The sequence below is a fragment of the Kitasatospora sp. NPDC048286 genome, assembly GCF_043201735.1.
Lineage (GTDB): Bacteria > Actinomycetota > Actinomycetes > Streptomycetales > Streptomycetaceae > Kitasatospora.
The window spans coordinates 136700-161956 of the sequence record NZ_JBICZE010000015.1; the positions used below are offsets into that span (position 1 = coordinate 136700).

At 71.5% G+C, this 25257-nt stretch carries 28 protein-coding genes; 13 read left to right on the forward strand and 15 right to left on the reverse strand.

The features are described 5' to 3' along the window. Nucleotides 1-193: 193 nt before the first annotated feature. Nucleotides 194-2023: an acyl-CoA dehydrogenase gene (locus ACGF13_RS31500; RefSeq protein WP_392881704.1), complete on the forward strand. Its 1830-nt coding sequence runs from the start codon at nucleotides 194-196 to the stop codon at nucleotides 2021-2023. Between the two features lie 314 nt (nucleotides 2024-2337). Next, on the forward strand, nucleotides 2338-3645 hold the full coding sequence (locus ACGF13_RS31505; protein ID WP_392881707.1) for a M18 family aminopeptidase: 1308 nt from the start codon (nucleotides 2338-2340) through the stop codon (nucleotides 3643-3645). A gap of 77 nt (nucleotides 3646-3722) precedes the next feature. Here ACGF13_RS31505 and ACGF13_RS31510 read toward each other — a convergent pair whose 3' ends face one another. The 3 genes from ACGF13_RS31510 to ACGF13_RS31520 form a co-directional block, all read right to left on the reverse strand. Further along, entirely contained in the window at nucleotides 3723-5552 is a 1830-nt protein-coding gene (locus ACGF13_RS31510; protein WP_392881709.1) for an NHL domain-containing thioredoxin family protein, read from the reverse strand. An 82-nt stretch (nucleotides 5553-5634) separates the two neighbouring features. After that, complete coding sequence (locus ACGF13_RS31515; RefSeq protein WP_392881711.1) at nucleotides 5635-6105, reverse strand: NUDIX domain-containing protein; 471 nt, start codon at nucleotides 6103-6105, stop codon at nucleotides 5635-5637. 3 nt (nucleotides 6106-6108) lie between these two features. Then, nucleotides 6109-6852, reverse strand: coding sequence for an XRE family transcriptional regulator (locus ACGF13_RS31520; RefSeq protein WP_392881714.1), 744 nt, complete (start codon nucleotides 6850-6852; stop codon nucleotides 6109-6111). A gap of 311 nt (nucleotides 6853-7163) precedes the next feature. Here ACGF13_RS31520 and ACGF13_RS31525 point away from each other — a divergent pair, with 311 nt between their 5' ends. After that, nucleotides 7164-7358 (forward strand): hypothetical protein, encoded by a 195-nt coding sequence (locus ACGF13_RS31525; protein WP_392881716.1) that lies wholly within the window; start codon nucleotides 7164-7166, stop codon nucleotides 7356-7358. A 522-nt stretch (nucleotides 7359-7880) separates the two neighbouring features. Here ACGF13_RS31525 and ACGF13_RS31530 read toward each other — a convergent pair. From ACGF13_RS31530 to ACGF13_RS31545, 4 genes are all read right to left on the reverse strand, one after another. Continuing rightward, nucleotides 7881-8468: a recombinase family protein gene (locus ACGF13_RS31530; RefSeq protein WP_392881718.1), complete on the reverse strand. Its 588-nt coding sequence runs from the start codon at nucleotides 8466-8468 to the stop codon at nucleotides 7881-7883. A gap of 623 nt (nucleotides 8469-9091) precedes the next feature. Further along, nucleotides 9092-10627 (reverse strand): recombinase family protein, encoded by a 1536-nt coding sequence (locus ACGF13_RS31535; RefSeq protein WP_392881721.1) that lies wholly within the window; start codon nucleotides 10625-10627, stop codon nucleotides 9092-9094. 21 nt (nucleotides 10628-10648) lie between these two features. Then, the gene (locus ACGF13_RS31540; protein ID WP_224281159.1) at nucleotides 10649-10789 is read right to left on the reverse strand and encodes a hypothetical protein; all 141 of its coding nucleotides are present in this window, start codon (nucleotides 10787-10789) and stop codon (nucleotides 10649-10651) included. A 7-nt stretch (nucleotides 10790-10796) separates the two neighbouring features. Next, nucleotides 10797-11330, reverse strand: a complete 534-nt coding sequence (locus ACGF13_RS31545) for a GNAT family N-acetyltransferase (RefSeq protein WP_392881724.1) — start codon at nucleotides 11328-11330, stop codon at nucleotides 10797-10799. Nucleotides 11331-11469: 139 nt separating this feature from the next. Between ACGF13_RS31545 and ACGF13_RS31550 the strand changes: the two genes are divergently transcribed. Together ACGF13_RS31550 and ACGF13_RS31555 are read left to right on the forward strand one after the other, a co-directional pair. Next, a complete protein-coding gene (locus tag ACGF13_RS31550; RefSeq protein ID WP_392881727.1) occupies nucleotides 11470-11958 on the forward strand; it encodes an LURP-one-related/scramblase family protein in 489 nt (162 codons plus the stop codon). A gap of 139 nt (nucleotides 11959-12097) precedes the next feature. Next, a complete protein-coding gene (locus ACGF13_RS31555; protein WP_392881730.1) occupies nucleotides 12098-12520 on the forward strand; it encodes a DUF350 domain-containing protein in 423 nt (140 codons plus the stop codon). Between the two features lie 82 nt (nucleotides 12521-12602). On the opposite strand, the gene ACGF13_RS31560 is transcribed toward ACGF13_RS31555, so the two are convergent. Then, nucleotides 12603-12950: a winged helix-turn-helix transcriptional regulator gene (locus ACGF13_RS31560; protein ID WP_392881732.1), complete on the reverse strand. Its 348-nt coding sequence runs from the start codon at nucleotides 12948-12950 to the stop codon at nucleotides 12603-12605. 106 nt (nucleotides 12951-13056) lie between these two features. On the opposite strand from ACGF13_RS31560, the gene ACGF13_RS31565 reads away from it, so the two are divergent. Beyond that, entirely contained in the window at nucleotides 13057-13947 is an 891-nt protein-coding gene (locus tag ACGF13_RS31565; RefSeq protein ID WP_392881735.1) for an NAD(P)-dependent oxidoreductase, read from the forward strand. A 23-nt stretch (nucleotides 13948-13970) separates the two neighbouring features. Next, the gene (locus ACGF13_RS31570; RefSeq protein WP_392881737.1) at nucleotides 13971-14540 is read left to right on the forward strand and encodes a GNAT family N-acetyltransferase; all 570 of its coding nucleotides are present in this window, start codon (nucleotides 13971-13973) and stop codon (nucleotides 14538-14540) included. Between the two features lie 252 nt (nucleotides 14541-14792). On the opposite strand, the gene ACGF13_RS31575 is transcribed toward ACGF13_RS31570, so the two are convergent. Continuing rightward, on the reverse strand, nucleotides 14793-15065 hold the full coding sequence (locus ACGF13_RS31575; protein ID WP_392881739.1) for a type II toxin-antitoxin system Phd/YefM family antitoxin: 273 nt from the start codon (nucleotides 15063-15065) through the stop codon (nucleotides 14793-14795). Nucleotides 15066-15192: 127 nt separating this feature from the next. Between ACGF13_RS31575 and ACGF13_RS31580 the strand changes: the two genes are divergently transcribed. From ACGF13_RS31580 to ACGF13_RS31590, 3 genes are all read left to right on the forward strand, one after another. Further along, complete coding sequence (locus ACGF13_RS31580; RefSeq protein ID WP_392881742.1) at nucleotides 15193-16161, forward strand: hypothetical protein; 969 nt, start codon at nucleotides 15193-15195, stop codon at nucleotides 16159-16161. Nucleotides 16162-16272: 111 nt separating this feature from the next. Then, a complete protein-coding gene (locus ACGF13_RS31585) occupies nucleotides 16273-16542 on the forward strand; it encodes a hypothetical protein (protein WP_392881744.1) in 270 nt (89 codons plus the stop codon). A 39-nt stretch (nucleotides 16543-16581) separates the two neighbouring features. Continuing rightward, nucleotides 16582-17490 carry a class I SAM-dependent methyltransferase gene (locus ACGF13_RS31590; protein ID WP_392881746.1) on the forward strand — a complete coding sequence of 303 codons (909 nt, stop codon included), beginning with the start codon at nucleotides 16582-16584 and terminating at the stop codon, nucleotides 17488-17490. Nucleotides 17491-17523: 33 nt separating this feature from the next. Here the strand turns inward: ACGF13_RS31590 and ACGF13_RS31595 are convergent, their stop codons facing one another. Beyond that, complete coding sequence (locus tag ACGF13_RS31595; protein WP_392881748.1) at nucleotides 17524-18363, reverse strand: alpha/beta fold hydrolase; 840 nt, start codon at nucleotides 18361-18363, stop codon at nucleotides 17524-17526. Between the two features lie 64 nt (nucleotides 18364-18427). On the opposite strand from ACGF13_RS31595, the gene cutA reads away from it, so the two are divergent. Beyond that, a complete protein-coding gene (gene cutA / locus ACGF13_RS31600) occupies nucleotides 18428-18760 on the forward strand; it encodes a divalent-cation tolerance protein CutA (RefSeq protein ID WP_392881749.1) in 333 nt (110 codons plus the stop codon). Between the two features lie 50 nt (nucleotides 18761-18810). Here cutA and metG read toward each other — a convergent pair whose 3' ends face one another. The 3 genes from metG to ACGF13_RS31615 form a co-directional block, all read right to left on the reverse strand. Further along, entirely contained in the window at nucleotides 18811-20544 is a 1734-nt protein-coding gene (gene metG, locus ACGF13_RS31605; protein WP_392881752.1) for a methionine--tRNA ligase, read from the reverse strand. Between the two features lie 114 nt (nucleotides 20545-20658). Next, the gene (locus tag ACGF13_RS31610; protein WP_392881754.1) at nucleotides 20659-20859 is read right to left on the reverse strand and encodes a DUF397 domain-containing protein; all 201 of its coding nucleotides are present in this window, start codon (nucleotides 20857-20859) and stop codon (nucleotides 20659-20661) included. Beyond that, nucleotides 20856-21704 (reverse strand): helix-turn-helix domain-containing protein, encoded by an 849-nt coding sequence (locus ACGF13_RS31615; RefSeq protein WP_392881756.1) that lies wholly within the window; start codon nucleotides 21702-21704, stop codon nucleotides 20856-20858. The genes ACGF13_RS31610 and ACGF13_RS31615 overlap by 4 nt, the downstream gene beginning before the upstream one ends. Before the next feature lie 359 nt (nucleotides 21705-22063). Between ACGF13_RS31615 and ACGF13_RS31620 the strand changes: the two genes are divergently transcribed. Further along, complete coding sequence (locus ACGF13_RS31620) at nucleotides 22064-22195, forward strand: hypothetical protein (protein ID WP_392881759.1); 132 nt, start codon at nucleotides 22064-22066, stop codon at nucleotides 22193-22195. 48 nt (nucleotides 22196-22243) lie between these two features. Here the strand turns inward: ACGF13_RS31620 and ACGF13_RS31625 are convergent, their stop codons facing one another. Then, nucleotides 22244-22846 (reverse strand): GNAT family N-acetyltransferase, encoded by a 603-nt coding sequence (locus ACGF13_RS31625; RefSeq protein WP_392881761.1) that lies wholly within the window; start codon nucleotides 22844-22846, stop codon nucleotides 22244-22246. Nucleotides 22847-22988: 142 nt separating this feature from the next. After that, nucleotides 22989-24272 carry an adenylosuccinate synthase gene (locus ACGF13_RS31630; protein ID WP_392881763.1) on the reverse strand — a complete coding sequence of 428 codons (1284 nt, stop codon included), beginning with the start codon at nucleotides 24270-24272 and terminating at the stop codon, nucleotides 22989-22991. A gap of 126 nt (nucleotides 24273-24398) precedes the next feature. On the opposite strand from ACGF13_RS31630, the gene ACGF13_RS31635 reads away from it, so the two are divergent. Then, nucleotides 24399-25244 carry a diacylglycerol kinase gene (locus ACGF13_RS31635; RefSeq protein ID WP_392881765.1) on the forward strand — a complete coding sequence of 282 codons (846 nt, stop codon included), beginning with the start codon at nucleotides 24399-24401 and terminating at the stop codon, nucleotides 25242-25244. Nucleotides 25245-25257 lie beyond the last annotated feature (13 nt).

Consider the following 25257-nt stretch of genomic DNA (forward strand, 5'->3'; position numbering starts at 1 on the left):
ACCCTCCTCCGCTGGCGCCGATCCTGACAAGGAGTGGCCGTCCCGGCTGTGGGACGTGACCACGTTCATAGCGGCGGATTCCCCGGCGGGGGCTTGCCCAAGTTACCGCTGGGTAGCATCATGATGCCTACTGGTGGGTACGGGACGCCGGAAGCGGCGGTCTCCCGGAAGCGACGAACCGGAGATAACGGCCATGGGTCACTACAAGTCCAACCTGCGGGACGTGGAGTTCAACCTCTTCGAGGTGTTCGGCCGCGAGCAGGTGTACGGCACCGGACCGTTCGCGGACATGGACGTCGAGACCGCGAAGAACATCCTCAGCGAGATCTCGCGCCTCGCCGAGAACGACCTGGCGGCGTCCTTCACCGACACCGACCGCAACCCGCCGGTCTTCGACCCGGAGACCAACACCGCGCCGATCCCGGCCACCTTCAAGAAGAGCTACCAGACCTTCATGGACGCCGAGTGGTGGCGTCTGGGCATCCCGGAGTCGATCGGTGGCCAGGTCACCCCGAACTCGCTGATCTGGGCCTTCGCCGAGCAGATCCTGGGCTCCAACCCGGCCATCTGGATGTACTCCTCCGGCCCGGCCTTCGCCGGCGTCATCGCCGAGGAGGGCACCGAGGAGCAGCTCGCGGTCGCCCAGCGGATGACCGACCGCCTGTGGGGCTCCACCATGGTCCTCACCGAGCCCGACGCGGGCTCCGACGTGGGCGCCGGCCGCACCAAGGCGATCCAGCAGGAGGACGGCTCCTGGCACATCGAGGGCGTGAAGCGCTTCATCACCTCGGGCGAGCACGACATGTCCGAGAACATCGTCCACATGGTGCTGGCTCGCCCCGAGGGCGGCAAGCCCGGCACCAAGGGCCTGGGCCTGTTCATCGTCCCCAAGTTCGACTTCGACTGGGAGACCGGCGAGCTGGGCGAGCGCAACGGCGTCTACGCCACCAACGTCGAGCACAAGATGGGCCTCAAGGCCTCGAACACCTGCGAGATGACCTTCGGTGCCAAGCACCCGGCCAAGGGCTGGCTGCTCGGCGAGAAGGTCGACGGCATCCGCCAGATGTTCAAGATCATCGAGTTCGCCCGGATGATGGTCGGCACGAAGGCCATCGCCACCCTCTCCACCGGCTACCTGAACGCCCTGGAGTACGCCAAGGAGCGCGTGCAGGGCGCCGACATCTCGCAGTTCCTGGACAAGACCGCCCCGCGCGTCACCATCACCCACCACCCGGACGTGCGCCGCTCGCTGCTGACCCAGAAGGCCTACGCCGAGGGCATGCGCGCGCTGGTGCTGTTCACCGCGTCCACCCAGGACGACATGATGGCCGCCAAGCTGCGCGGCGAGCGCGACGAGGCCGCCGAGCGCCTCAACGACCTGCTGCTGCCGATCGTCAAGGGCTACGGCTCGGAGAAGTCCTACGAGCAGCTCGCCCAGTCCCTGCAGACCTTCGGTGGCTCCGGCTACCTGCAGGAGTACCCGATCGAGCAGTACATCCGGGACGCCAAGATCGACACCCTGTACGAGGGCACCACCGCGATCCAGGGCCAGGACTTCTTCTTCCGCAAGATCGTCAAGGACGGCGGCCAGGCGCTCACCGCGCTGTCCGAGCAGATCCAGAAGTTCATCGGCTCCGCCGCCGGCGGCGACGCCCTGGCCGCCGAGCGCGACCTGCTCGCCAAGGCCGCGGGCGACCTCGAGGCCATCATCGGCAAGCTCCTGGCCGACCTCTCCTCGGTCGAGCAGGACGTCAAGAACATGTACAAGGTGGGCCTCAACACCACCCGCCTGCTGATGGTCTCCGGCGACGTCGTGGTCGGCTGGCTGCTGCTGCGCCAGGCCGCGGTGGCCCTGGCCAAGCTGGAGGCCGGCGCCTCGGAGAAGGATGTCCCCTTCTACCAGGGCAAGGTCGCGGCGGCCCGCTTCTTCGCCAAGAACGTCCTGCCGACCGTCGCCCCGCAGCGCCTGATCGCCGAGGGCATCGACAACGAGATCATGGAGCTGGCGGAGGAGGCCTTCTGAGCCTCGGTTCCTGACCGGACCGCCTGACACACCCTCACACCGAAGGGCCCGGCTGCCACCGGGCCCTTCGGTGTGTCGGTGCCGAGGTGCCGTGGTGCTTCGGCGTCGTGGTGCCGATGTGCCGCGGCGTCGAGCCGCTGACGTGCCGTGGTGCCCCGGGGCGGAACCCCCCGGTCCCGCAGGGCGGTTCGCGGACACGTCCGGGGCACATCTCGAACGAGGTGTTCCGAATGCCCTGTCTGTGTACGGGCATATGCTCAGGTGCGAAGTCGACTCCCCATCCGGCTTCGGCCCTCACTCGACCCAGGAGCAGTATGTCGACCGCCGCCCGCCAGGCATTCTTCGACCGGACGCACAGCGACGACCTGATCGCGTTCCTCGGCACCTCGCCGTCTCCGTACCACGCGGTGGCGAGCGCCGCCGAGCGGCTGGAGAAGGCGGGCTTCCGGCAGGTCGCCGAGACGGACGCGTGGGACACCGCGGCCGGCGGGCGCTACCTGATCCGCGGGGGCGCGCTGATCGCCTGGTACCTGCCGGAGGGAGCGGGCCCCGAGACGCCGTTCCGGATCGTCGGCACCCACACCGACTCGCCCAACCTGCGGGTCAAGCCGGTCCCGGACACCGGTTCGGAGGGCTGGCGGCAGGTCGCCGTGGAGATCTACGGCGGCGTCCCGCTGAACACCTGGCTGGACCGCGACCTCGGCCTGTCCGGCCGGCTCGCGCTCAAGGACGGCACCGCCCGGCTGGTCCAGCTGGACGAGCCGCTGCTGCGCGTGCCGCAGCTCGCCATCCACCTGGACCGCCAGGTCAACGAGGGCATGAAGCTCGACAAGCAGCGCCACCTCACCCCGATCTGGGGCCTCGGCCCGGTCGACGAGGGCGCGCTGATCTCCTACGTCGCCGAGCGGGCCGGCCTGGCCGCCGCCGACGTGGTCGGCTGGGACCTCATGACCCACGACGTCCAGCCCGCCTCCTACCTGGGCCGCGACCGCGAGCTGCTGGCCGCCCCGCGCCTGGACAACCTGCTCTCGGTGCACGCGGCGACCGCCGCGCTCGCCGCGGTCGCCACCGCCGACGGCGCCGCCCGGCTGCCGTACATCCCGGTGCTGGCCGCCTTCGACCACGAGGAGACCGGCAGCGAGTCCGACACCGGCGCGCAGAGCCCGCTGCTCGGCAACGTGCTGGACCGGACGATCCACGCGCGCGGTGGCACCACCGAGGACCGGGCCCGGGCGCTCGCCGGCACCGTCTGCCTCTCCTCGGACATGGGCCACGCCGTCCACCCGAACTACAGCGAGCGGCACGAGCCGGGCCACCACCCGATGCCGAACGGCGGGCCGATCCTCAAGGTCAACGTCAACAACCGCTACGCGACCGACGGCGTCGGCCGGGCGGTGTTCGCGGCCGCCTGTGAGAAGGCGGGCGTGCCGTGGCAGACCTTCGTCTCCAACAACGCCATGCCCTGCGGCACGACGATCGGCCCGATCACGGCGGCGCGGCTGGGCATCAGGACGGTGGACTGCGGCATCGCGGCGCTCTCCATGCACTCGGCGCGCGAGCTGTGCGGGGCGGAGGACCCGTACCTGCTGGCGAGCGCGCTCAAGGCCTTCCTGGAGGGCTGAGCACGGTTCGCGGAAGGGGCCCGGCGTTCGTTCGCCGGGCCCCTTCCCGCTTGCTCCGCTCCGTGTGCTCCGGGGGTCTACTCCATCCCGGCCAGGACCAGCGGGAGGCGGCGGGCGCCGTCGGCGACCAGCTTCACCGGCACGCCCCAGTCCTGCTGGTGCACGTGGCAGGCCGGGTACTCGATCTCCGGGTCGTCGTCGCAGGAGGCGGCCATCGCCGAGACGTGCAGCACGCCCTCGGCGACCTCGGCGGAGAGCACCAGCTCGCGGGAGAGGTCGCTGTCCGCGCCGGCTCCGGAGACCAGCAGCTCGGGCGGGGTCGCGCTGACCAGCAGCCGGGTGGACGGGCCGTAGCGCTCGTCCAGCTTCTGGCCGTTCGGCGCCTCGAAGACCACGTCCAGCCGGAAGGCGCCCGGGGCGACCTCGGTGGCGGCGCGCTGGGTGCGGTGCGCCACCGACTCGACCCGCACCGCCTCCTCCGGCAGCCGCAGCCTGGTCAGCCGGTGCCGGGCCGACTCGACCACCACCACGTCGCCGTCCACCAGCACCGCGCCGGAGGGCTCGCGCAGGTCGGTGGCCAGCGTTTTGACCTCGCCGCTCGCCGGGTCGTAGCGGCGCAGCGCGTGGTTGTAGGTGTCGGCGACGGCCACCGAGCCGTCCGGCAGCACGGTGACGCCCAGCGGGTGCTGGAACAGCGCCTGGTCGGCCGCGCCGTCGCGGTGGCCGAAGTCGAACAGGCCGGTGCCGACGGCGGTGTGGACCGTTCGTGTTTCACGTGAAACCCAGCGCAGCGCGGAGGTCTCGGAGTCCGCCACCCAGAGCCGCTCGCCGTCCGCCGAGACCGCGAGGCCGGACGGCTGGGCGAACCAGGCCTCGGCGACGGGCCCGTCCACCAGGCCCTCGTTGGTGGTGCCGGCCGCGACCGCGACCGTGCCGGCGGCCGGGTCGTACGACCACAGCTGGTGCACGCCGGCCATCGCGATCCACACCCGGCCGTCGAACCAGGCGACGTCCCACGGCGAGGAGAGGTCCACCTCGCGGGCCGGGCCCTCGGTGGCCGAGCCCTGCCACCACTGCCGGCCGGTGCCGGCCAGGGTGGTCACCAGGCCGTCGGCGAGCCGGACGCCGCGCAGGGCGTGGTTGACCGTGTCGGCGACGACCACGTCGTACTCCGAGCCCTCCGGCAGCAGCGCGAGGCCCTGCGGCTCGCTGAACCGCGGGCCGGCACCGTCCGTGCCGTCGCCGTCCACCAGACCGCGCCGCCCGTCGCCGATCCGGCGCACCACCGTCTCGCCGTCCTCGGCCAGCTCGACCAGGGAGTGGTGGCCGGAGTCGGCGACCAGGAAGTGGCCGTTCGGCAGCCGGAGCGCCTTGCCCGGGAACTTGAGGTCCCCGGCGGTCGGCTCCGGCGCCACGTACGGGCCGTCGCCGCGGCGCAGCGTGCCCTTCGCGGCGTGCTCGGCCTCCAGCTCCTCGACCAGCCGGGCGAGTGCGTGGGCGTGGCCCTCGCCGGCGTGCTGGGCGACCACGTAGCCCTCCGGGTCGATCACCACCAGCGTCGGCCAGGCCCGCACCGCGTACTGCTTCCAGGTGGCCAGCGCCGGGTCGTCCAGCACGGGGTGGTGCACCTCGTAGCGGGCGACGGCGTCCACGACGGCCGCGTGGTCGGCCTCGTGCACGAACTTCGGCGAGTGCACCCCGACGATCACCACGGTGTCGCGGTGCTTCTCCTCCAGCTCCCGCAGCTCGTCCAGGACGTGCAGACAGTTGATGCAGCAGAAGGTCCAGAAGTCTAGTACGACACACTTACCTCGCAGGTCGGCAAGCTTGAGTTCCTTGCCGCCTGTGTTGAGCCATCCACCGGCGCCGACCAGCTCGGGGGCGCGGACACGTGCACGAGAAGCCATGCCCCAATCAAACCTCACGCCACCCGTCCGCATTCCGGTGCAGGGCTGGTCACCGGTGCCGGCTGAGGCCCGGGCCGTCGGTCTAGCCGAGGTAGGGAGAGGTCCGCTGCTCCAGGAAGTGCCGGAGCCGTAGCTGCTGGGTGTGGTGCATCGGCAGGTCGGCGATCTCCTCGGGGAGGACGAAGCGGAGGTCGGTGGACTCGTCGGAGATGCGCAGCGCGCCGCCCGTCACCCGGGCGGTGAAGCAGACGTTGAACTGTTGGCGGACCTCACCGTCCGAGTACGCGATGACGTGGCGCGGGTCGGTGTACGTGCCGACCAGGCCGGTGATCTCGACTTCCAGGCCGGTCTCTTCGAAGACCTCCCGTGCAGCAGTAGCCGGAAGCGACTCGCCGAGGTCCATCGTCCCGCCGGGCAGGGCATACAGGCCGTTGTCGACCCTTCGTTGAAGCAGGATGCGCCCGGCCTCGTCCGTCACGACGGCAGAGGCGGCGACCACCAGCCGGTTGGGCTTGGGGGCGTCGGGATCGTCGTAGTACTCGGTCCGTGCCACGGATCAGCTCTCCTCGACCGGTCGGGCGGTGCTCCACACCGCATCGAAGCTCGAAGCGTAGGTGTCGAAGAGCCTTCCTGCACCTGTCCGTCGAAGGTGCCAGACGGGCGCTCCGAAAGCGTTCACGCCCCACACGTGGGCGTTCACCAACAGCTGGTCGTCGGCCCGGTAGAGGCTGTTGTAGAGCGTGGTCCCGTGGGTCCGGACCTCGATGCCGGGCGTGCCGAGGAGCGGCCGGTAGTGCATGAGGGCGAGCCTGCACCGGGACTCGATGCCGTGGCCGAACTTCTCTTCCTCCCCGCGCTGCCGCACGTTCTCGCTGTCGGGGTCGCCAATCGCGATCCGGACCGCACAGCCCTCGGCGGCGCGCTCCCGGAGCAGCTCGTTGAGCCGTGGGTAGGCCTCGTGGAGGAAGACAGCGGCGTAGACCAACACGTCGATGCGCTGGGTTGCCTTCTCCAGCAAGTCCACGATGACGGACACCGGTAGGTCGGCCCGCTGCTCGTACAGGGCCACCAGCTCGGGGCTTATCGCTCGCGCGGCTCGTGGCTGCCGCAGGCTCGGCCACAGTGCGAACATGTCTTCTCCCAGCGCTTCGGCAGCCACACGGGCCGTCCCCAACCGGGGCGTCCGGTTCTGATTGGCCCAGCGCTCAACCGACTTGGTGTCGACGCCGGCCTTGTCCGCCAGGGCAGCGCACGTCCAACCACCCGACTCCATAACGGCTTTCAGTCTCTCGTTCGGCATCTCGCGTGTCTCCCCGCAATGTCCGGACTCTTGTAGGGACGTTGTACCGCCCGAGGGACGTTCTGAAGTGTCCTTTGCATGAGGTTTCACCGTCCCGGGCGCTGTCAGATCTTGGAGACAGTTCAACGGGAGGAGGCCGATGAAGGCGAAGAACCGGGGCACGCGGACGTTCTCCGAGCGGAAAGAGGCGCGCAGCGGGGCGTTGGTGTCCTTCCGCGTTCTCGGCGACCACGGCGCCGAGGTGTCGGCCTTGGTGGTCGCCCAAGGGGCTCCTGGCGATACGGCGGTGTCCTGTGGCGGGCGTTAGCCGGATGGCGCTGGTTGGGCGCATCCTGCCGATCAGCGCCGAGACCGCCCCGGACGCCGGCCAGTGTCCCGGATGTGAACTCTTCGACGGCATGGCAGCGCAGTACCCGGACAACCCGACGATCCTGCGCAAGGTCGCCAAGTGGCGCGCCCAGCACGTGGATGACGGGGAATGTCTGGCGGTGCGCGATGACGGATGACGTCCAGGAGGGCCCTCAGGCCCCCTTGGAGGGCCCTTGTGAGGGTGCTGCGCCTGTGGACCCGTACGGCTGGATGAAGTCTCACCTGTGGCCCCCTGCGCGGTTCGCCGGGCTTCGACCGGTCCTCTCTCCGGAGGAGTTCAGCGAGGCCCCGTTGACGCCCGAGGAACGCGACCGGCGGGCAGCTCTGCTCGCCAGGCTGCGGGAAGCCAACCACCCCTGGCGCTGACGTGTCCACGGACTCGCTTTGAGTGCCTTGAGCACCCGCTAACGACGGTCAGAGGTGTCTTCGCGACCCGTTTCCCTACGTCTATCGAAACGAAGTCGCTGGCAGAAATGGCTAGTTGGTCACCGTGGGGGAAGGAAATCAGCAGTACACCCAGGGCACGTGTGGCGAGCTGGGGCCGGGATCGCCGACGGCCACGGCTGTGAACTTTCACAACGCCTACGCCCCTGGGTGCCAGAGCCAGCGAAAGCCGCCCATCCATGGCGGGCAGACGGCTCTCACGGCAGGCGTAGCGGCTACGACTCGGCGATCTCCAGGTGCCGGTACAGCGTCGCACGGCTGATCCCGAGCGCCTTCGCGATGCTGCTCACGCTCTCCCCCTTCGTCCGGCGGGTGCGGGCAATGATCAGTTTGTCCTCGCTGATCACGGACGGCCGCCCACCGGTCCGCCCCTGAGCCTTGGCCGCTTCCAGCCCGGCGCGGGTCCGGTCCTTGATCAACGATCGCTCGAACTCCGCCATCGCACCGACCACTTGGAGCATGAGCCGCCCGTCCGGAGTGTTCGGGTCGATGCTGGCCAACGCGCCCGTGAGGACCTTGAAGCCGATCCCACGTGCCGACAGCGCGTCCACCATGGTCACGAGGTCGATCAGCGACCGGGCGAAGCGGTCCAACTTCCATACGCACAGGGTGTCGCCGGGGCGGAGGTAGTCCAGGACGGCCGACAGCTCCGGGCGGTCGGTGTTCTTCCCGCTGGCCTTGTCGGTGAAGATCCGGGCGCAGCCCGCTTCGGTGAGTGCGTCGCGCTGGAGCTGCGCCTCCTGGTCGTCGGTGGAGACTCGCGCGTAGCCGATCAGGTGGCCGGTGCTCTTGGGCGTCGTCATGTCTCAACTGTCTCAGAACTCGTCTCATAACAACAGAGGTTTCGAGAGGATTTTGAGACGGGTTTTGAACATCAAAACGGGGTCGCTGCGCGTCGTTGGCGGACCGTCTCACAAACCATCGTTTCTGAGACGCCCTCCGGTGGTGACCCAGCGTCACGGAGGCCGACATGGTGGGCGACTCATGCGGGTGCCTTCGGAGCGGCAACCTTCCCCAGACTCGTACGGCTTGGGAGAACCAGCACCTAAGCGGTCGGCGGGATGCATCGTCGGGGTCATCCCCCTCCCCCATGGTCCCGGAGTGGCCAAAGTGCCCGACTAACCCCTTATTTCCAAACCTCTTAACACGAGTAAGAAGAAACCTGGAGAGACCAAAAGTTTCGGCACTTTCGCCCCCTGGCGCTACGAGGAGTGACGGCGGCGGGAGATTCATGACGTGCCGTGACGACTTCTCGTCTTCGCGTCTCTCCATGCGCGGCGGCTCCGGCTGTCTGGAGCGCAAGCCCTTCCAGTGGTGGTTTGGTGTTTGGGACGTCGATCCTGGCTTCCCTTAGAAATCTCTATGGTGTGTTGAGAAGAGGCGTCAAAACACCAAACCACCATCGGCCCCGCTGTGGCGGTGGAGGCTATTCCTTGATCTCGGCCCACTTGATGCGGACCCGCTGCTCCGGGATGAAGCGCTTCCCGCGTTCGCCCTTGCTGATGAACACGCCGTCTATGGCCAGCGACAGGCGGTCCCGCTTCTCATCCTGCGTCGAAGCCTCCCAAGCCGGGTACAGCAATTCGCTGTCCAGCATCGGAGTGATGTCGACGGCGGGGAGCGGGATGTTGGCGAGGTCAGCGCGCAGGCCGTCGATGCGGCTCTGGAGCCGGGCGGCGAGGCGGTCGTAGCGATCGAGTGCGCCGGGGCGGTCGAACTCGCCACGGACGTAGCGTGCGTCTTCCAGGTCAGCCAACCGGGCTTCCTGGTCAGTGATCTCGTCGGCTACGGCGTCTCGCTTGGCGAAGGTCTCGGGGTCGGTCCGCTTCACCCACCGGTCAGCGATGGTCACCAACAGGGGGTCGTCCAACTCCAGGGCGGGGAGCAGCGAGAGGAAACGCTCGGACACGTAGGCGTCCACCCGGTCGGCCATGGCGCTGGCGCCGGGGCACTGGTTGCCCGCTCGGCGGGCCATGCACTGGTAGCTGTTGCCGACCTTGTGCATCCGACGACCGCACCCCGGTACGTCGCAGAAGATCAGGCTGGTGAGCAGCGCCGTGCCGTTCGGCTTTGGCATCCGCTTGCCCGCGTGGGCACGGGTCCGGGATTCGAATTGCCGGATGATCCGCTCGCGCTCGCCGACCGTGACGATCCCCTCGCCGATGCTGACCGTGTCCAGCGTCTCTGGGTCTCGGTAGGGGAACACGCGGCTGGTGAACTTGCGACTGCCGTCCTCGGCTTCGACGGATTCGGTCTCGGGCATGAGACCGGCGAAGGCGGGCGACTTGACCAGGTTCATGATGCTCGCGGCGTTCCACTGGCCACCGCGAGCCGAGGGGATGTCGTACTCGTTGAGCAGCCGCGCGATCTGTACGAGGGACTTGCCGGCCAGAGCGTCATCCGCGATCAGCCGGGCATAGACGGCCGTCTCGGGGTCGTGCACCAGCTTCTTCGTGGCGGGATCGACCAGCAGCCCGTACGGGGGCTGTCCGCCGATCCACTGGCCCTGTCGGCGCAGGTGCCGCTTCGCGTGGGCCACGCGGGTACCGAGGTTCTTCGACTCGGACCGGGCGAGTTCGGCGAGCATGGCGACGACCATGCGGGCTGAGTCGTTCGAGGTGTCGAGACCGTCCACGACGGACACCAGGCGGCCGCCCGCCTTCTCGATGTCGTCCAGGACCTTGCCGACCTGTCCGATGCCCTTCCGGGACAGCCGGTCCAGCTTCCAGACGATCAGGCTGCCGACGACGCCCGCCGTGACGGCGGCAAGCGCCGAGTCGAACCCCTTGCGCTCAACGTCCTTGAAGCCGGAGCGACCCCGGTCGATGTGGACCTTGCGGACCGTCAGCCCGTTCCGCTCGGCCCATGCGCGGCAGTCGGCTTCCTGCCGCTCGATCGCCGTCTTGCCGTCCCGGTCCAAGGACAGCCGAAGGTACAGGTCACACAGGGTGTGGTGGTGCACGTACGCCCCCTCTGGAGTTCCCTACATTGTGTAGGACTTCCAGAAGTCCAGGATGGTGATCTTGCCGCGGAAGTCGGCGAGGGTGAGTTCCTTGCCGCCGGTGTTCAGCCAACCGCCTGCCCCGACGAGTTCGGGGGCGCGTACACGTGCACGAGATGCCATGCGTCAATCAAACCGCACGGCGGGGGCCCGCATTCCGGGTGAGGTCGGCCTGCCAGCGGGTCTCGCCGTCCTGGGGGCGGGCGGTGGGGTGCAGGCCGAGGGCGCGGGCGACCCCGGCGGAGGCGTGGTGGTCGGGGTGGATGTGGGCGACGGCGGTGGGGACGCCGGCGGCGGCGAGGTGGGCGAGCAGGGCGCGGGCGGCCTCGGTGGCCAGGCCGCGGTGCTGCCAGGGGGTGCCGACCACCCAGGCGAGTTCGGCCTCGTCGGGGCGGACGGTGGTCTGCACGTAGCCGGTGAGGGCGCCGTCGGCGCGCAGCCGCAGCACCCAGTTGCCCCAGGCCTCGGCCGGGTCGGGGGAGCCGGCGGCGAGCCGCGCGCAGCGGGCGTGCTGCTCCTCGACGGTGGCCGGGCGACCGCCGGTGTGGGTGTGCAGGGCCGGGTCGGCGAGCGCGGCCGCCAGTTCCTCGGCGTGCGCGGGGGCGATCGGCAGCAGGTCGAGGCGCTCGCTGCGCAGTTCGGCGGTGGTGAGGTCGGGGTGCATGGCGGTATTGAAGGGGATCGGGGGCCGCCGCGCGACGCGGTTTCCGGCCGGTGTCCCCGTGGCGGTGCTTTTCCGCGGCCGGGGGCCCGGGGTCGAATGGGACGACGTCAACGGACGTCGACACGGAGGAGGTCGTACGGTGCGGTATCTGGTCAGGGAGAAGCTGTTCGCGGTCGGCGAGGACTACTGGATCGAGGACGACCGGGGCCACAAGGCGTACCTGGTGGACGGCAAGGTGCTGCGGCTGCGGGACACCTTCGAACTGAAGGACGCGCACGGGCGGGTGGTCGCGGTGGTGAAGGAGAAGATGCTCACCGTCCGCGACGCGATGAAGATCGAGGACGCCGACGGCGAGGTGGTCGCCACCGTCCGGGAGAAGCTGTTCACCCCGTTCCGGGACAAGTACCTGGTGGAGCTGGCCTCCGGCGGCGAGCTGAAGATCCACGGCAACCTGATCGACAAGGACTACCGGATCGAGAACCAGCACGGCGACGAGCTGGCCCGGATCAGCCGCAAGTGGTTCCGGATCCGGGACACCTACGGGGTGGAGATCGCCGACGGCGCCGACACCGGTCTGCTGCTGGCCGTCGCGGCCTGCGTCGACCACCTGGTGCGGGAGGAGGACTGACCCGTCCCCGGTTTCCGGATCCCGGTCCGCCCCTCACCCGGGTGGGGTATCTTTTGCCAACCCTTGACCGTGCCGGTCGGGGGCCCTGACCGGCACGGTCGAGGGGCACGGCGTGAGCGGACCGGGGGCTGGAACCACGATGAACGACATCCTGCACGGGCTCGGCGCGGCGGCCGCCTACGGCGCCCTCGGCGTGGTGCTGCTGCTCCTCGGCATCGGCCTGGTCGACCTGCTGACGCCCGGCAGGCTCGGCCACCAGATCTGGGTCGAGCGCAACCGCAACGCCGCCGTCCTGCTCAGCTCCGCGCTGCTCGGCATCGGCGGCATCGTCTTCACCGCGATCATGTACACCTACGCCGACTTCGCCAAGGGCCTGGTCTCGACGGCCTGTTACGGCCTGCTCGGGCTGGTGCTGATGGCCGTCGCGTTCTGGCTGGTGGACCTGCTGACGCCGGGCAAGCTCGGCGCGATCCTGGTCGAGCCGGAGCCGCACCCGGCGGTGTGGGTCTCCGCCGCCTGCAACATCGCGGTGGCGGCGGTGGTGTCGGCCGCGATCGCCTGACGGCCGCTCCGGGCGCCGGGCCGGGCCCTAGGGTGCCGGGCCGGGCGTTCGGCGGCCGGGCCGGGCCGGGCGTTCGGGGGCGCTACGCCGGGTGCGGCGCCCTGCCCAGGAGGTGCTGCTCCCCCCAGTCCCCCAGCGGCCCCAGCGCCGTGTTGAGCCGGCGCCCCGCCTCGGTCAGCTCGTACTCGACCCGCGGCGGCACCTCCTCGTACGCCTCCCGGTGCACGATGCCGTCCGCCTCCATCTCGCGCAGGTGCGCGGCCAGCACCTTCTCGGTGATGCCCGGCAGCAGTCGGCGCAGCTCGCCGAAGCGGCAGCGCGGGCGTTCGCCCAGGGCCCAGAGGATCGACACCTTCCACCGGCCGGCGATCACGTCCATCGCGGCGTCCGTCCCGCAGACGTGCGCCCCCGGCCTCGGCACGATCGCCATGCCCACCCCTCCCGGTCCCCGCGAGCTCGATGCTCACCCCAGGGTAACCGCCCACTTCGAAGTGCGTACTTGATCGTTTCCCGGGGTCGCACGGAGGCTGACTGCCATGGCAACCAACCCCGCTGACAACCCGTCGAAGACCCCGCTCACCCTGCTCGGCCTCGGTGCGATGGGCACCGCGCTGGCCGAGGCCTGGCTCGCCGCCGGGCACCCGCTGACCGTCTGGAACCGCACCGCCGCCCGCGCCGAAGCGCTCGCCGCCCGCGGCGCCACCGTCGCCGCCACCGCCGCGGAGGCCGTCGCCGCGAACCGGCTGGTCGTCGTCTGCCTGCTCGACGACGACTCCGTGCTGGAGGCGCTGGACGGCGCCGACCTGACCGGCAGGGACCTGGTCAACCTGGTCACCAACACCCCCGGGCAGTCCCGCCTGCGCGCCGCCTGGGCCGAGCGGCACGGCGCCCGCTACCTGGACGGCGCGATCATGGCCGTCCCGCCGATGATCGGCGTCCCGACCGCCGGCGGGTACGTGTTCTACGGTGGCTCGGCCGAGCTGTTCGAGGAGCACCGGGACACCCTCACCGCCCCGGCCGGCACCCGGTACGTGGGCGCGGACGCCGGGCACGCGGCGCTGTACGACGTGGCGCTGCTCAGCGGGATGTACGGGATGTTCGCCGGGGTCGCGCACGCCTTCGCGCTGATCCGGGGCGAGTCCGTGGCCCCGAGCGAGCTGGCGCCGCTGCTGGGCGGCTGGATCTCCGCGATGTCCCACTCGGTGGGCACGACCGCGGAACAACTGGAGAGCGGCGACTACACCAAGGGCGTGGTGTCCAGCCTGGCGATGCAGGTGGCCGCCAAGGGGACCATGCTGCGCACCGCCGAGGAGCAGGGGGTGAGCCCCGAACTGATCGAGCCGTACTTCCGGTTGATGGAGCGTCGACTGGAGATCGGCAGCGGCGAGGAGGACCTGTCCGGGGTCGTCGACCTGCTGCGACGGTGAGGCCCGGCCGGTAACGTACCGGCATGGCAGACCTAGAAGAACGCGCCACCGTCGTCGCGTCCGACCCACGGCAGGCCGGGGCGGGGGTGGTGGTCCGACCGCGCCGCGCCGACGACCTCGCCGACTGCGTCCGGGTGCTGGCCGACGTCCACGCCGCCGACGGCTACCCCGCCGACTGGCCCGACCGCCCCGCCGTCTGGCTGACCCCGGACGGCCTGCTGGCCGCCTGGGTCGCCGAGTCGGACGGCCGGCTCGTCGGCCACGTGGGCGTCGCCCGCAGCGCCCCGGGCGACCTCGCCCCCGCCCTGTGGAGCCACCGCACCGGCGGCCGCCCGGAACTCGCCACCGTGATCGGCCGGCTGTACGTCGCCCCCGGGGCGCGCGGCCGCCTCATCGGCGCCCGGCTGCTGGCCTGCGCCGTGGCGCACGCGCGGGCGCTCGGCCTGCACCCGGTGCTCGACGTGCTCGCCACCGACACCGCCGCGGTGGCCCTCTACCGCCGCCTCGGCTGGACCCACCTCGGCGGTGGCGACCAGCGGTGGGCCTCCGGGCGGACCGTCACCGTCCACTGCTTCGCCGCGCCGAGGGGGTGAGCCCGGGCCCGCCCGGCCACCGAGGCCGCCGCGACCGGGCGGCCTCACGGTCGGCCGGGAGAGCGGCGCACCCCGCCTCCACGCCCGCCGGCCGTCGGGTCCCGGCCGCTGTCCGTACCGGGGCCTCGGCCGTGGCGACGTCCTGGGAGAACTCGGCCGGCAGGACGGAAGCCACGGCGGCCTCGACCGGTGGGAGCCGAGGAAGACCGGTCGCCGTGTGGCCGTCGAGCCGGCCGGGCCGGTGCCGTCCGTTCACGCGCGCCCCCAGGGGTCGCCGCTGACTCGGTCCTCGTCGCCGTGGAAGGCGTCGGCCTCGGCCCGCATCCGCGCGGCATCGACCGCGGGAGCGCCCCGCCACCTGCGTTGGAGCTCCGCCACGGGAACGAAGCGTCGGCGGTTGCCGATCGGCCGGATCTCGGCGATCTCCGCACCGTCGCGGGTGATGCGGTAGATCTCGCCGGTTTCGACGTCATCGAGTACGGCCCTGGACCGCGCCGCGAGTTCGCGCTGCGTGATGGTCTTCATGGCGCCACTGTCTCGCGCCGTGGAGCATCGTGTCGCGCTTCGGGGGCCGCCCGGTTCCCCCGGGTGGGGGAGCCGGATCACCGCGCCGGGGGAGGGGCGGACGGGCGGCGCGGGCGAGCCTGGCGGCATGGTGAGAAACGGGTGGGCGGTGACCGGCTGGGGCCTCGGGTCCGCCGGGTTCGGGCTGGGGTGCGCGCTGAGCGGGACGGAGCTGTTCGGGGCGGGGCGGTCGGGGTGGGTGGTGGCCGGAGTGGGGGTGGCCTCGGCCGCCGCCGGCCTGGCGGTGGTGCGGCGGCGGCCGGTGCTCCGGCTCCGATGGTTCCGGCGGCTGCTGTGGGCGCTGTGCGGGGTGGCCGCGGTGGGGGCCTGGGGTCTGCTGATGGACGGGGTGACGCTGCTGTTCGGCCAGTCGGTGGACAGCGTCCCCGACTCGGTGGAGCGCGCCCTGGCGGCGGTGGGCGCGGTGCTGCTGGCCCGCACCGCCCTGGGGCTGCGGCCCGGAGCCCGCGGTGGCCGGGGCGGTCGGGCCGTTCCCGCTCCCACGGCGGCTCCGCCGCTCGTCCAACTCGCCGCCTGGGCGGGGACCCTGGCGTTCGCGCCGTACGTGCTGATGAAGCTGGTCTGGGCGCTCGGCGGTTCCTTCGCCGGAGTCGGCGGCGACCGGATGTACGCCGACTACGTGCGCAACGGATCCTCCGGGCTCTGGCTCACCCTGGAGCGCTGGGGGCTCGACGGCACGATGCTGCTGGCGCTGCTCGGGGTGTTCCTGCTCTGGGGGCTGGTCCGGCCGTGGGGGCAGGTCTTCCCGCGCTGGACGCTGCCGCTGCGCGGCCGCCGGGTGCCGCGCTGGCTGCCGCTCACCCCGGCCCTGCTGGGCGCGGCCACGCTGGCGCCGTACGGGGTGGTCGGGATCGGCTACCTGACGCTGTGCACCGCCGGGGTGACGCGGATCAGGCTGGGCGCCTTCGCCAGTGAGCAGAGCGCGTTGGAGGTCGGCTGGGTCGGGATGTGCGGGTTCGCCGGGTACGGGGTCGCGCTGGTGGTGGCCGCCCGGTCGTACTGGCGGCGGACAGGTGGGTCGGCCGGGGTGCGCTGAGGCCGGGGTGCGCTGAGGTCGGGGTGCGCTGAGGTCGGGGTTTGCCGAGGCAGCAAGAAAGCTTGCCGGTGCCGTGAGGCGGGCCGCAGCCTGGCGGTGGAGGTGAGCGCCGTGGGCGAGACGGCCGGGATCGGGAGGAGCGAGCGCTACGACGCGGTGGTGGTCGGCGCCGGAGCTGCCGGGCCTGGTCGAGCGGTGGGCCGCGACGTGCCGCACTGCCCGTACTGCCACGCCTGGGAGGTCCGCGACCGGCCGCTCGGGGTGCTCGGCACCGGTCCCGGCGCGGCGGCCGCCTTCGCGCTCGACCACGACCTCGTGGCGGAGGAGGTCGACCGGGCGGTGCGGCGGTACCGCGCGTCCGGTGCCGCCCTGCCCGCCTGAGCGGGGAAGCTTTCGTCAACCCACGATCGGAGAATCCGGATGTCAGCGCACCAGCACGACCACGCCCACTCGCACGGGCACTCCCACGGCCACGGCCACGCCCACGGGCACGTCCCCGCCGCCGACTTCGACTGGGACGCGCTCGCCGCGCACCTGGAGCTGGAGGCCGACCTGCGGGCCGACGCCGTCACCGAGGCCGGCCGGTGGCTGCTCGGCCTGCACGGGGAGGGCGGGGTGCGGCGGGTCCTCGACGTCGGCAGCGGCCCGGGGGTGATCGCCGGCCTGCTGGCGGAGGTCTTCCCGGCGGCCGAGGTGGTGGCCGTCGACCAGTCGGCCGCCCTGCTGGAGCGCGCCCGGACCCGCTCCGGCGGCCGGCTCGGCACCCGACAGGCCGACCTGCCCGCCGAGTTCGGCAAGCTCGGCGAGGCCGACCTGATCTGGTCCGGCAACGCCATCCACCACCTGGGCGACCAGCAGGCCGCGCTCACCTCGCTCGCCGGGGTGCTGCGGCCGGGCGGTCTGCTCGCCGTCGCCGAGAGCGGCCTGTCGGCGCGCTACCTGCCGCGCGACTTCGGCCTCGGCCGGCCCGGCTTCCAGGCCCGGATGGACGCCGCGCACGAGGACGGCTTCAGCACCATGCGGGCCGAACTGCCCGACAGCACCCGGGAGATCGAGGACTGGCCGGCCATGCTGCGGCGGGCCGGGCTGACCCCGACCGGGACCCGCACCTTCCTGGTCGACCGCCCGGCCCCGCTCGCCGGACCGGTGCGCGGCTACCTGCACACCCAGCTGACCCGGCGGTACGACCAGCTCGCCGAGCAGCTCGACGCCGAGGACCGGGCCACCCTGGAGGCCCTGCTCGCCGAGGACGCCCCGACCGGCATCCTGCACCGCCCGGACGCCTTCTATCTCTCCGCGATGACCGTCCACACGGCCCGCCGGGACTGACCCGCCGGCCGCGGGCCCGTCCGGCCCGCGGCGTCAGCGGGTGAGGAAGTCGGCCACCGTCCGGCGGAACACGGCCGGGTCGTCCAGCCACGGGTAGTGGCCGGCGGCGGGCTGGACGGCGGTACGGGCGTGGCGGAACAGCGCGGCCGTGGCGCGGACCGCCCCGGGCCGCGGGTCGGGGTCGTACGCGCCGGCCAACAACAGTGCGGGGGAGGCGAGTTCGGCGACGGCGGCGCGAACGGCAGCGGGTTCGTAGCCGCCGCCGTGGTACACGACGGCGGCCGCCGGGTGGCTCTGGGCGGCGCGGGTGGCTTCGTGGGCGCGGGCGACGGCGTTCCAGTCGCCGTGGAAGAGCGGCGCCAGGTCGTCCGCGTCGGCGGCGCCCCCGGCGAAGGCGGTGCGGACGGCGGCCCGGGCGGCCGGGTACCACTCCTCGTGGGTGGCGCCGCGGGCCTCGGCCGCCTCGCGGTAGTCGTCCTCGGTGGAGGCGCCGCCGAGGATCCGGAGGCTGGGCGTGACCAGCACCAGCCGGCCGGTGCGCCCGGGGTGGCGCAGCGCGTACAGGACGGCGAGCGAGCAGCCGGCGGAGTGGGCGAGGACGTCCACCCGGTCGAGCCCGAGGTGCGCCCGGAAGGCCTCGACGTCCGCCACCTGCCGGTCCACCCGGTAGCTCGTCGGGTCGGCCGGGTGCTCCGACCGGCCCGTTCCACGCAGGTCGAGGACGTACAGGGCGCGGTGCGCGGAGAGGCCGCCGAGGTCGCCGAGGTACGCGGAGTCGCGCATCGCGCCGCCGGCGAGGACGAGTAGCGGCTCGCCCTCGCCGAGGACCCGGAAGCGGAGCCGGGTGCCGTCGTGGCTGGTGAAGGTCGTCATCGGGTGATCGTGGCAACCGTCCACGGGCCGGGCAACGGGATTGCGGCCCGGGTACCGTCGGGGCATGACAGCGAGCGAGCAGCGCTTCGTCGTGGTGACCACGACCCACGAGAGCGAGGAGCAGGCCAGGGCCCTGGCGTCCGCCGTGGTGCGGGAGCGGCTGGCGGCCTGCGCCCAGGTGTACCCCGTACGGTCGGTGTACTGGTGGGACGGCGAGGTGCAGGACGCCGGGGAGTGGCGGATCGATCTCAAGACCAGGGCCGAACTCGTGGACCGGCTGGGCGCGTTCGTGGCCGGGCGGCACTCCTACGAGACGCCCGAGCTGATCGCCGTGCCGGTGACGGGCGGCAGCCCGGGCTACCTCGCCTGGGTGGCCGGAGAGACGGCGGGGGCATGACGGCGGCGGGGCCCGCGCTGGAGATCCCGGGCCCCGCCGCCGTGCGTCCGCTACCCCGCCGAGCCGCCGAAGCGCTCCGTCCAGGCCGCCAGATCGTCCTCCGTGACCTTGGCGAACAGCACCGGCGGCACCGTGAACGCCGTCCCGGCCGGCACCAGGTCGAGCGCCCGGGCCTCCTCCGGGGCGATCCAGTCGCGGGTGGCGGCCGGCGAGTCCTCGGGCAGCGCGAAGGCCCCGCGCATCGCCGCGGCCGTGGTCGGGACGAACGGCTCGGAGACCACCGCGTACAGGTGGATCAGGTTCATCGCGGTGCGCAGGGTCAGTGCCGCCGCGTCCGGGTCGGTCTTCACCTGGAGCCAGGGCGCCTTCTCGTCCAGGTAGGCGTTGCCCGCGCTCCACAGCGCGCGCAGGGCCTGCGCCGCCTTGCGGAAGTTGAGCGCGTCCAGCTGGGCCTCGTACTCGGCGAGCAGGCCGGCGATCTGCTCGCCGAGGCGCTGCTCGGCCTCGCCCGGCGCGTGCCCGCCGGGGACGTCGTCGCCGAAGCGCTTGCGGCTGAAGGAGAGCACCCGGTTGACGAAGTTGCCGAGGGTGTCGGCGAGGTCCTTGTTGACCACCGAGGCGAACAGGTCCCAGGTGAAGCTGGAGTCGTCCGACTCGGGTGCCTGCGCCATCATGAAGTAGCGCCAGTAGTCGGCGGGCAGCAGGTCCAGGGCGTCGTTGCCGAAGACGCCGCGCCGCTGGCTGGTGGAGAACTTCCCGCCGTAGTACGTCAGCCAGTTGAAGGCCTTGACGTAGTCGACCTTCTTCCACGGGCGGCGCGAGCCGAGCAGGGTGGCCGGGAACATCACGGTGTGGAACGGGACGTTGTCCTTGCCCATGAACTCGGTGTACCGGACGGTCTCGTCGGCCTCGTACCACCAGGACTTCCAGTCCCGCAGCTGCCCGGCCGGGGCCGCGTCCGCCCACTCCTTGGTGGCGCCGATGTACTCGATCGGGGCGTCGAACCAGACGTAGAACACCTTGCCCTCGGCGGCCAGTTCGGGCCACACGTCGGCCGGCACCGGGACGCCCCACTCCAGGTCGCGGGTGATCGAGCGGTCCTGGAGGCCCTCGGTCAGCCACTTGCGGGCGATCGAGGAGGCCAGCACCGGCCAGTCGTCGGCGTGGCCGGCGACCCAGTCCTCGACCTCCTCGGTGAGCTTGGACTGGAGCAGGAACAGGTGGCGGGTCTCCCGGACCTCCAGGTCGGAGCTGCCGCTGATCGCCGAGCGCGGCTCCAGCAGGTCGGTCGGGTCCAGCACCCGGGTGCAGTTCTCGCACTGGTCGCCGCGGGCCTTGTCGTAGCCGCAGTGCGGGCAGGTGCCGACGATGTAGCGGTCCGGCAGGAAGCGGCCGTCGGCGTTGGAGTACACCTGGCGGATCGCGCGCTCCTCGATGAAGCCGTTGCGCTGGAGTTCGCGGGCGATCTCCTGGGTGATCTCCCGGTTCTGCGGGGAGGAGCTGCGGCCGAAGTGGTCGAAGGAGAGCCCGAAGCCGTCGTACACCGCCCGCTGCGCGTCGTGCGCCCGGGCGCAGAACTCGGCGACGGGCAACCCGGCCTCCTGGGCGGCGAGTTCGGCGGGCGTGCCGTGCTCGTCGGTGGCGCAGATGAACAGCACCTCGTGCCCGCGCCGGCGCAGGTAGCGGGCGTAGACGTCCGCCGGGAGCATGGACCCGACCATGTTGCCCAGGTGCTTGATCCCGTTGATGTACGGAAGGGCGCTGGTGATCAGGTGCCGAGCCATCCTCGGATGCTCCGATTTCTCCCGCACGCGCACCCCCACCCGGAGTGCCGTGCCAGGCGCAGGGATCCACTGTGGGCTGCAAGCCTAGCCCTCGTCGGGCGCCGGGCCCGGACGTCAGGGCCGGGTGAAGTCGCCGTACCGGTCGAACTCCCCGGACTTCACCCCGCGGACGAAGGCGGCCCACTTGCGCGGGGTGGTCCGTACGACGACCTCGGGCCGGTCCGACTCGCGGATCTCCACCAGCTCGCCCGCCGACCTGACCTCGACGCAGTCGGTGCTCTCACCGCTGGCCGAGGCCTTGCGCCAGCCACTCATGCGAAGTCTTTCAGCAAGGCCCGGATGAAGTCCCGGGACTCGTCCGGTCCGAGCGCGATCGCCGCGGTCTCCTCCTTGATCCGGCGGTAGGAGGCCAGTTCGACCTGGTTGTGCACGAATGTGGGCCCGTGGGAGAGATCGATCTGGACGGTGTCGAGTTCCGGGACGGGACCGCGGGCGAGGTACAGGCTCTCCCCGGAGCCGGTGTAGGTGGGCACGCTGAAGGGGATCACCCGGATCTCCACCCCGGGCCTCTCGGAATTCGCCAGCAGGCTCCGCAACTGGTCGCGCAGCACGTCCGGACCGCCGAACTGCATGCGCAGTGCGGACTCGTGCAGGAACGCGCTGTACGGCTTCGGGTGGTCGACGAAGATCTGCTGGCGCCGGATCCGGAACGCCTTCCGGACCTCCGCCTCCTGCCGGTACTGCGGGGGCAGCCGCTCGAACACCGCGGCGGCGTACTCCGGGGTCTGCAGCAGTCCGGGGATGAAGGTGCTGTTCAGGATGGACAGGGAGGCCGCGTGGTGTTCCATCTCCGCGATGTCGATGATCGCGTTCGGCAGCCGGCCGCGGTAGCCGTCCCACCAGTACTTGCGCCGGTCCTGCGTCATCGCCAACAGGGCTTCCAGATAAGGGCTGTCCTCGCATTCGCAGGTGCGGGCCCAGATCCGGAGCCGCTCGGCGCTGATCCCCGACTTCCCGTTCTCCATCTGGGAGATCTTGGGCAGGTCGGTGCCGATGGTGGCGGCCAGGCTCTTGGGCGTGACGCCCACGCGTTCGCGCATCCTGCGCAACTCGATCCCGAGGCGCTGCTGGCGCACGGTCGGCGACAAGCGGGGTGGCATGACTCTCTTCTCCGGGTCGCGGCTGGCGTCGATGCTTCCGGTGAAGTGTGCCGCGCACACAGGGCCCTAGCTACTGAAACGGGGGATACCCCACGATGGAGTGAACGTCCTCGCGCTCGGTAGCAACTCTGGCACCTTGACCCTATGGTCGTCCTGTCACTCGCTGACTTGTTGCCGTCTAAACAGTCGTCAATCGGCCCTCGACCGGCCGTCATGACACACCAGATGCATGGTCGCGGCGCCCGAAATCACCGACCGGAGACTGCCATGCCCCTCCCCTCGCCACCAGGCCTTCCCCGCCGGCCCCACCCTCCCCAGCGCTTTTCCGCGTCCCGGTGAATGCGCTTCTCGTCGCCGGATTGTCGGCGCTCCTGCTCGCCGTCCTGTTCGTCGGCTGGCTGGTCTGGCTGGTGAACATCCAGCCCTGTGAACTCCGCGCGGCGAAACGCGAGTTGGCCGCGGCCCATGCCGCCCGGGGCAAGCGGAAGTAGCCGCTGCGGGCCGGGCCGCCGGGTCGCGGCCCGGCGCCGGACCGTGCCTCAGCCCCGGGAGAGCCGTTCGGTCAGACGGGACTTGGCCGCCGGCCACTCGTCGGCGAGCATCGAGAAGTAGGCGCTGTCCCGCCAGGTGCCGTCGGGGCGCCGGCGGTGGCGGCGGAAGGTCCCCTCGTACTGGGCGCCGAGGCGCTGGATCGCCGTGCGGGAGCGCTCGTTGCGGGCGTCGGTCTTCCAGAAGACGCGGCCCATGCCGAGGTCCTCGAAGGCGTGGCCGAGCAGCAGCAGCTTGGCCTCGGTGTTGACCGCCGTGCGCCAGACCGAGCGGGCGTACCAGGTGCCGCCGATCTCCACGAACTCGTCCTGTGCGGTGAAGTCGTGGTAGCCGGTGGCGCCGACGGCCCGGCCGGTCGCGAGGTCGACGGCGGCGAAGTTCACCGACTCGCCCGCGGCCGCCTCCGCGATCCGGGTGTCGATGATCGCGCCGAGCTCCTCCTCCGAGGCCGGCGGGAGGTGCATGGTCCAGCGCCAGACCTCGGGCTCGGAGCCGACGGCGGCCCAGAGGTCGGCGAGGTGGCGGCGCTCCAGGGGCTCCAGGCGGATGTGGCGGCCGGTGAGGACGACGGGTGAGGGCAGCTTCGCGGTCATGATCCAAAAGTAGCCCGGCTCTGCACTAGAGGCAATAGATGTTTGAACTAGTGCAAAGCTGGGAGGATGGGCGAAGCAAAGGGCCCCGCAGGACGGTGCGTCCTGCGGGGCCCTCGAAGCGCTCGGGCTCGGATGCTCGGGCTCAGATGAACGAGTTGATCTGGATCGTCTCGTCGCGGCCCGGGCCGACGCCGATGGCCGAGATCGGGGCGCCCGACATCTCCTCCAGCGCCTTCACGTACGCCTGGGCGTTCTTCGGCAGCTCGGCGAAGGACTTCGCCTTGCTGATGTCCTCGGTCCAGCCCGGCAGCGTCTCGTAGATCGGCTTGGCGTGGTGGAAGTCCGACTGGTTGTAGGGGAGCTCCTCGACCCGCTTGCCGTCGATCTCGTACGCGACGCAGACCGGGATCTGCTCCCAGCCGGTCAGCACGTCCAGCTTGGTGAGGAAGAAGTCGGTGAGGCCGTTGACCCGGGTCGCGTAGCGCGCGATGACGGCGTCGAACCAGCCGCAGCGGCGGTCGCGGCCGGTGGTGACACCGCGCTCGCCACCGATCCGGCGCAGCGCCTCGCCGTCCTCGTCGAGCAGCTCGGTCGGGAACGGGCCGGAGCCGACGCGGGTGGTGTAGGCCTTGAGGATGCCGATGACCCGGTCGATCTTGGTCGGGCCGATGCCGGCGCCGGTGCAGGCGCCGCCCGCCGTCGGGTTCGACGAGGTCACGAAGGGGTACGTGCCGTGGTCGACGTCGAGCAGGGTGCCCTGGCCGCCCTCCAGCAGGACGACCTTGTCCGCCTTCAGCGCCTGGTCCAGGACGAGGGTGGTGTCGGAGAGGAAGGGCTTGATCTTCTCCGCGTAGCCCAGGTACTCCTCGACCACGAGGTCGGCCGGGATGGTGCGGCGGTTGTACAGCTTGACCAGGACCTGGTTCTTGTCGTGCAGCGCCGCCTCGATCTTCTGGCGCAGGATCGACTCGTCGAACAGGTCCTGGACCCGGATGCCGACGCGGTTGATCTTGTCCGCGTAGGTCGGGCCGATGCCGCGGCCGGTGGTGCCGATCCGGCGCTTGCCGAGGAAGCGCTCGGTGACCTTGTCCAGGGTGCGGTGGTACGGCGTGATCAGGTGGGCGTTGCCCGAGATCAGCAGCTTCGAGGTGTCGATGCCGCGCTCGTTCAGGCCGGCCAGCTCGGAGAGCAGCACGGCCGGGTCGATCACGACGCCGTTGCCGATGACCGGCGTGACGTTCGGGCTGAGGATTCCGGAAGGGAGCAGGTGCAGGGCGTACTTCTGGTCGCCGATGACCACCGTGTGACCGGCGTTGTTGCCGCCCTGGTAGCGGACCACGTAGTCGACGGAACCGCCGAGGAGGTCGGTGGCCTTCCCCTTGCCCTCGTCTCCCCACTGAGCGCCAACGAGCACGAGTGCCGGCACAGGCGTACACCCCTTCCGGTTGGGGCATCCTGCGTAGGCCGCAGTCTGCCCCGAGATAGACGAAGCCCCTGGCGCAATGGCGCAAGGGGCTCTTGCACCGAGAGATTACCTGAGGAAGGACCGGTCGTGTCGTCCCTGTCCACGCCTGCTAGCGGCGGCCCGGAGCCGCTCCTGCTGCTCCTCGACCCGGTGGCCCGGCAGACCGACGGCGAGTCGGTGCGGATCGCGAAGGACGTGCTCTGCGGGGGTGCGGACGCCAAGGTGGCGTTTCCGGAGAACCCGTCCGAGCTCGACCGGGTGCTTTCGCACCGGGGTCGGAGGCGACCGGTCGTGATCGGTTCCGACCTCGCGTTGCAGAGGGTGCTCCAGGCCCTGCATCGCCAGCGTGAGCTGGGTGCCGAACCGGTGGGGATGGTTCCGGTCGGGCGCTCGGAGGAGCTGGTCGCGGCCCGCGCGCTCGGGGTGCCGGGGGAGCCTGTCCGGGCCGCGCGGGCGGTGCTGTCGGGCGCGCCGCGCCGGCTGGACCTGTTGGTGGACGACGGTGGCGGGGTGGCCCTGGGCGGGGTCCGGATCACCGGCGGGGGCACGCGCCGGCCGGTGGGCCGTACGGGCGGGTGGCGTTCGCTATGGGCGAAACTGGCTGCGGCCGAGCAGGCGAACGTGCTCACCCCGGACGGCGCCGACCACAGCTCCCGGGTCCGGGTCGAGGCCGACGGCCGGCTGCTCGCCGACGTCCACCGGCCGGTCCGGCTGGTCCAGGTCACGCTCCCGTCCGGCGCCTCGGACGGGACGGGCGAGATGGAGGTGGTGGTCGCCGCCTCCGGCGACCTGGTGCGCGCCCGGGCGGCGAGCGTCTCGGTGGTCGGGCGCGGCTTCGGCTACGAGGCCGACGGCCACCCGGTCGGCCCGGTCCGGGCCCGGACCTGGACGGTGCACCCGGGGGCCTGGGGCCTGCTGCTGCCGGCGGCGTGACGGCACCGGCGAA

Excerpts from the sequence above, each read along its gene's own strand:
- ACGF13_RS31500 (WP_392881704.1), top strand. The coding sequence starts at position 194 with ATGGGTCACTACAAGTCCAACCTGCGGGACGTGGAGTTCAACCTCTTC.
- ACGF13_RS31505 (WP_392881707.1), top strand. The coding sequence starts at position 2,338 with ATGTCGACCGCCGCCCGCCAGGCATTCTTCGACCGGACGCACAGCGAC.
- ACGF13_RS31510 (WP_392881709.1), bottom strand. The coding sequence starts at position 5,552 with ATGGCTTCTCGTGCACGTGTCCGCGCCCCCGAGCTGGTCGGCGCCGGT.
- ACGF13_RS31520 (WP_392881714.1), bottom strand. The coding sequence starts at position 6,852 with ATGCCGAACGAGAGACTGAAAGCCGTTATGGAGTCGGGTGGTTGGACG.
- ACGF13_RS31525 (WP_392881716.1), top strand. The coding sequence starts at position 7,164 with ATGGCGCTGGTTGGGCGCATCCTGCCGATCAGCGCCGAGACCGCCCCG.
- ACGF13_RS31530 (WP_392881718.1), bottom strand. The coding sequence starts at position 8,468 with ATGACGACGCCCAAGAGCACCGGCCACCTGATCGGCTACGCGCGAGTC.
- ACGF13_RS31540 (WP_224281159.1), bottom strand. The coding sequence starts at position 10,789 with ATGGCATCTCGTGCACGTGTACGCGCCCCCGAACTCGTCGGGGCAGGC.
- ACGF13_RS31545 (WP_392881724.1), bottom strand. The coding sequence starts at position 11,330 with ATGCACCCCGACCTCACCACCGCCGAACTGCGCAGCGAGCGCCTCGAC.
- ACGF13_RS31555 (WP_392881730.1), top strand. The coding sequence starts at position 12,098 with ATGAACGACATCCTGCACGGGCTCGGCGCGGCGGCCGCCTACGGCGCC.
- ACGF13_RS31560 (WP_392881732.1), bottom strand. The coding sequence starts at position 12,950 with ATGGCGATCGTGCCGAGGCCGGGGGCGCACGTCTGCGGGACGGACGCC.
- ACGF13_RS31565 (WP_392881735.1), top strand. The coding sequence starts at position 13,057 with ATGGCAACCAACCCCGCTGACAACCCGTCGAAGACCCCGCTCACCCTG.
- ACGF13_RS31570 (WP_392881737.1), top strand. The coding sequence starts at position 13,971 with ATGGCAGACCTAGAAGAACGCGCCACCGTCGTCGCGTCCGACCCACGG.
- ACGF13_RS31575 (WP_392881739.1), bottom strand. The coding sequence starts at position 15,065 with ATGAAGACCATCACGCAGCGCGAACTCGCGGCGCGGTCCAGGGCCGTA.
- ACGF13_RS31580 (WP_392881742.1), top strand. The coding sequence starts at position 15,193 with ATGGTGAGAAACGGGTGGGCGGTGACCGGCTGGGGCCTCGGGTCCGCC.
- ACGF13_RS31590 (WP_392881746.1), top strand. The coding sequence starts at position 16,582 with ATGTCAGCGCACCAGCACGACCACGCCCACTCGCACGGGCACTCCCAC.
- ACGF13_RS31595 (WP_392881748.1), bottom strand. The coding sequence starts at position 18,363 with ATGACGACCTTCACCAGCCACGACGGCACCCGGCTCCGCTTCCGGGTC.
- cutA (WP_392881749.1), top strand. The coding sequence starts at position 18,428 with ATGACAGCGAGCGAGCAGCGCTTCGTCGTGGTGACCACGACCCACGAG.
- metG (WP_392881752.1), bottom strand. The coding sequence starts at position 20,544 with ATGGCTCGGCACCTGATCACCAGCGCCCTTCCGTACATCAACGGGATC.
- ACGF13_RS31610 (WP_392881754.1), bottom strand. The coding sequence starts at position 20,859 with ATGAGTGGCTGGCGCAAGGCCTCGGCCAGCGGTGAGAGCACCGACTGC.
- ACGF13_RS31615 (WP_392881756.1), bottom strand. The coding sequence starts at position 21,704 with ATGCCACCCCGCTTGTCGCCGACCGTGCGCCAGCAGCGCCTCGGGATC.
- ACGF13_RS31625 (WP_392881761.1), bottom strand. The coding sequence starts at position 22,846 with ATGACCGCGAAGCTGCCCTCACCCGTCGTCCTCACCGGCCGCCACATC.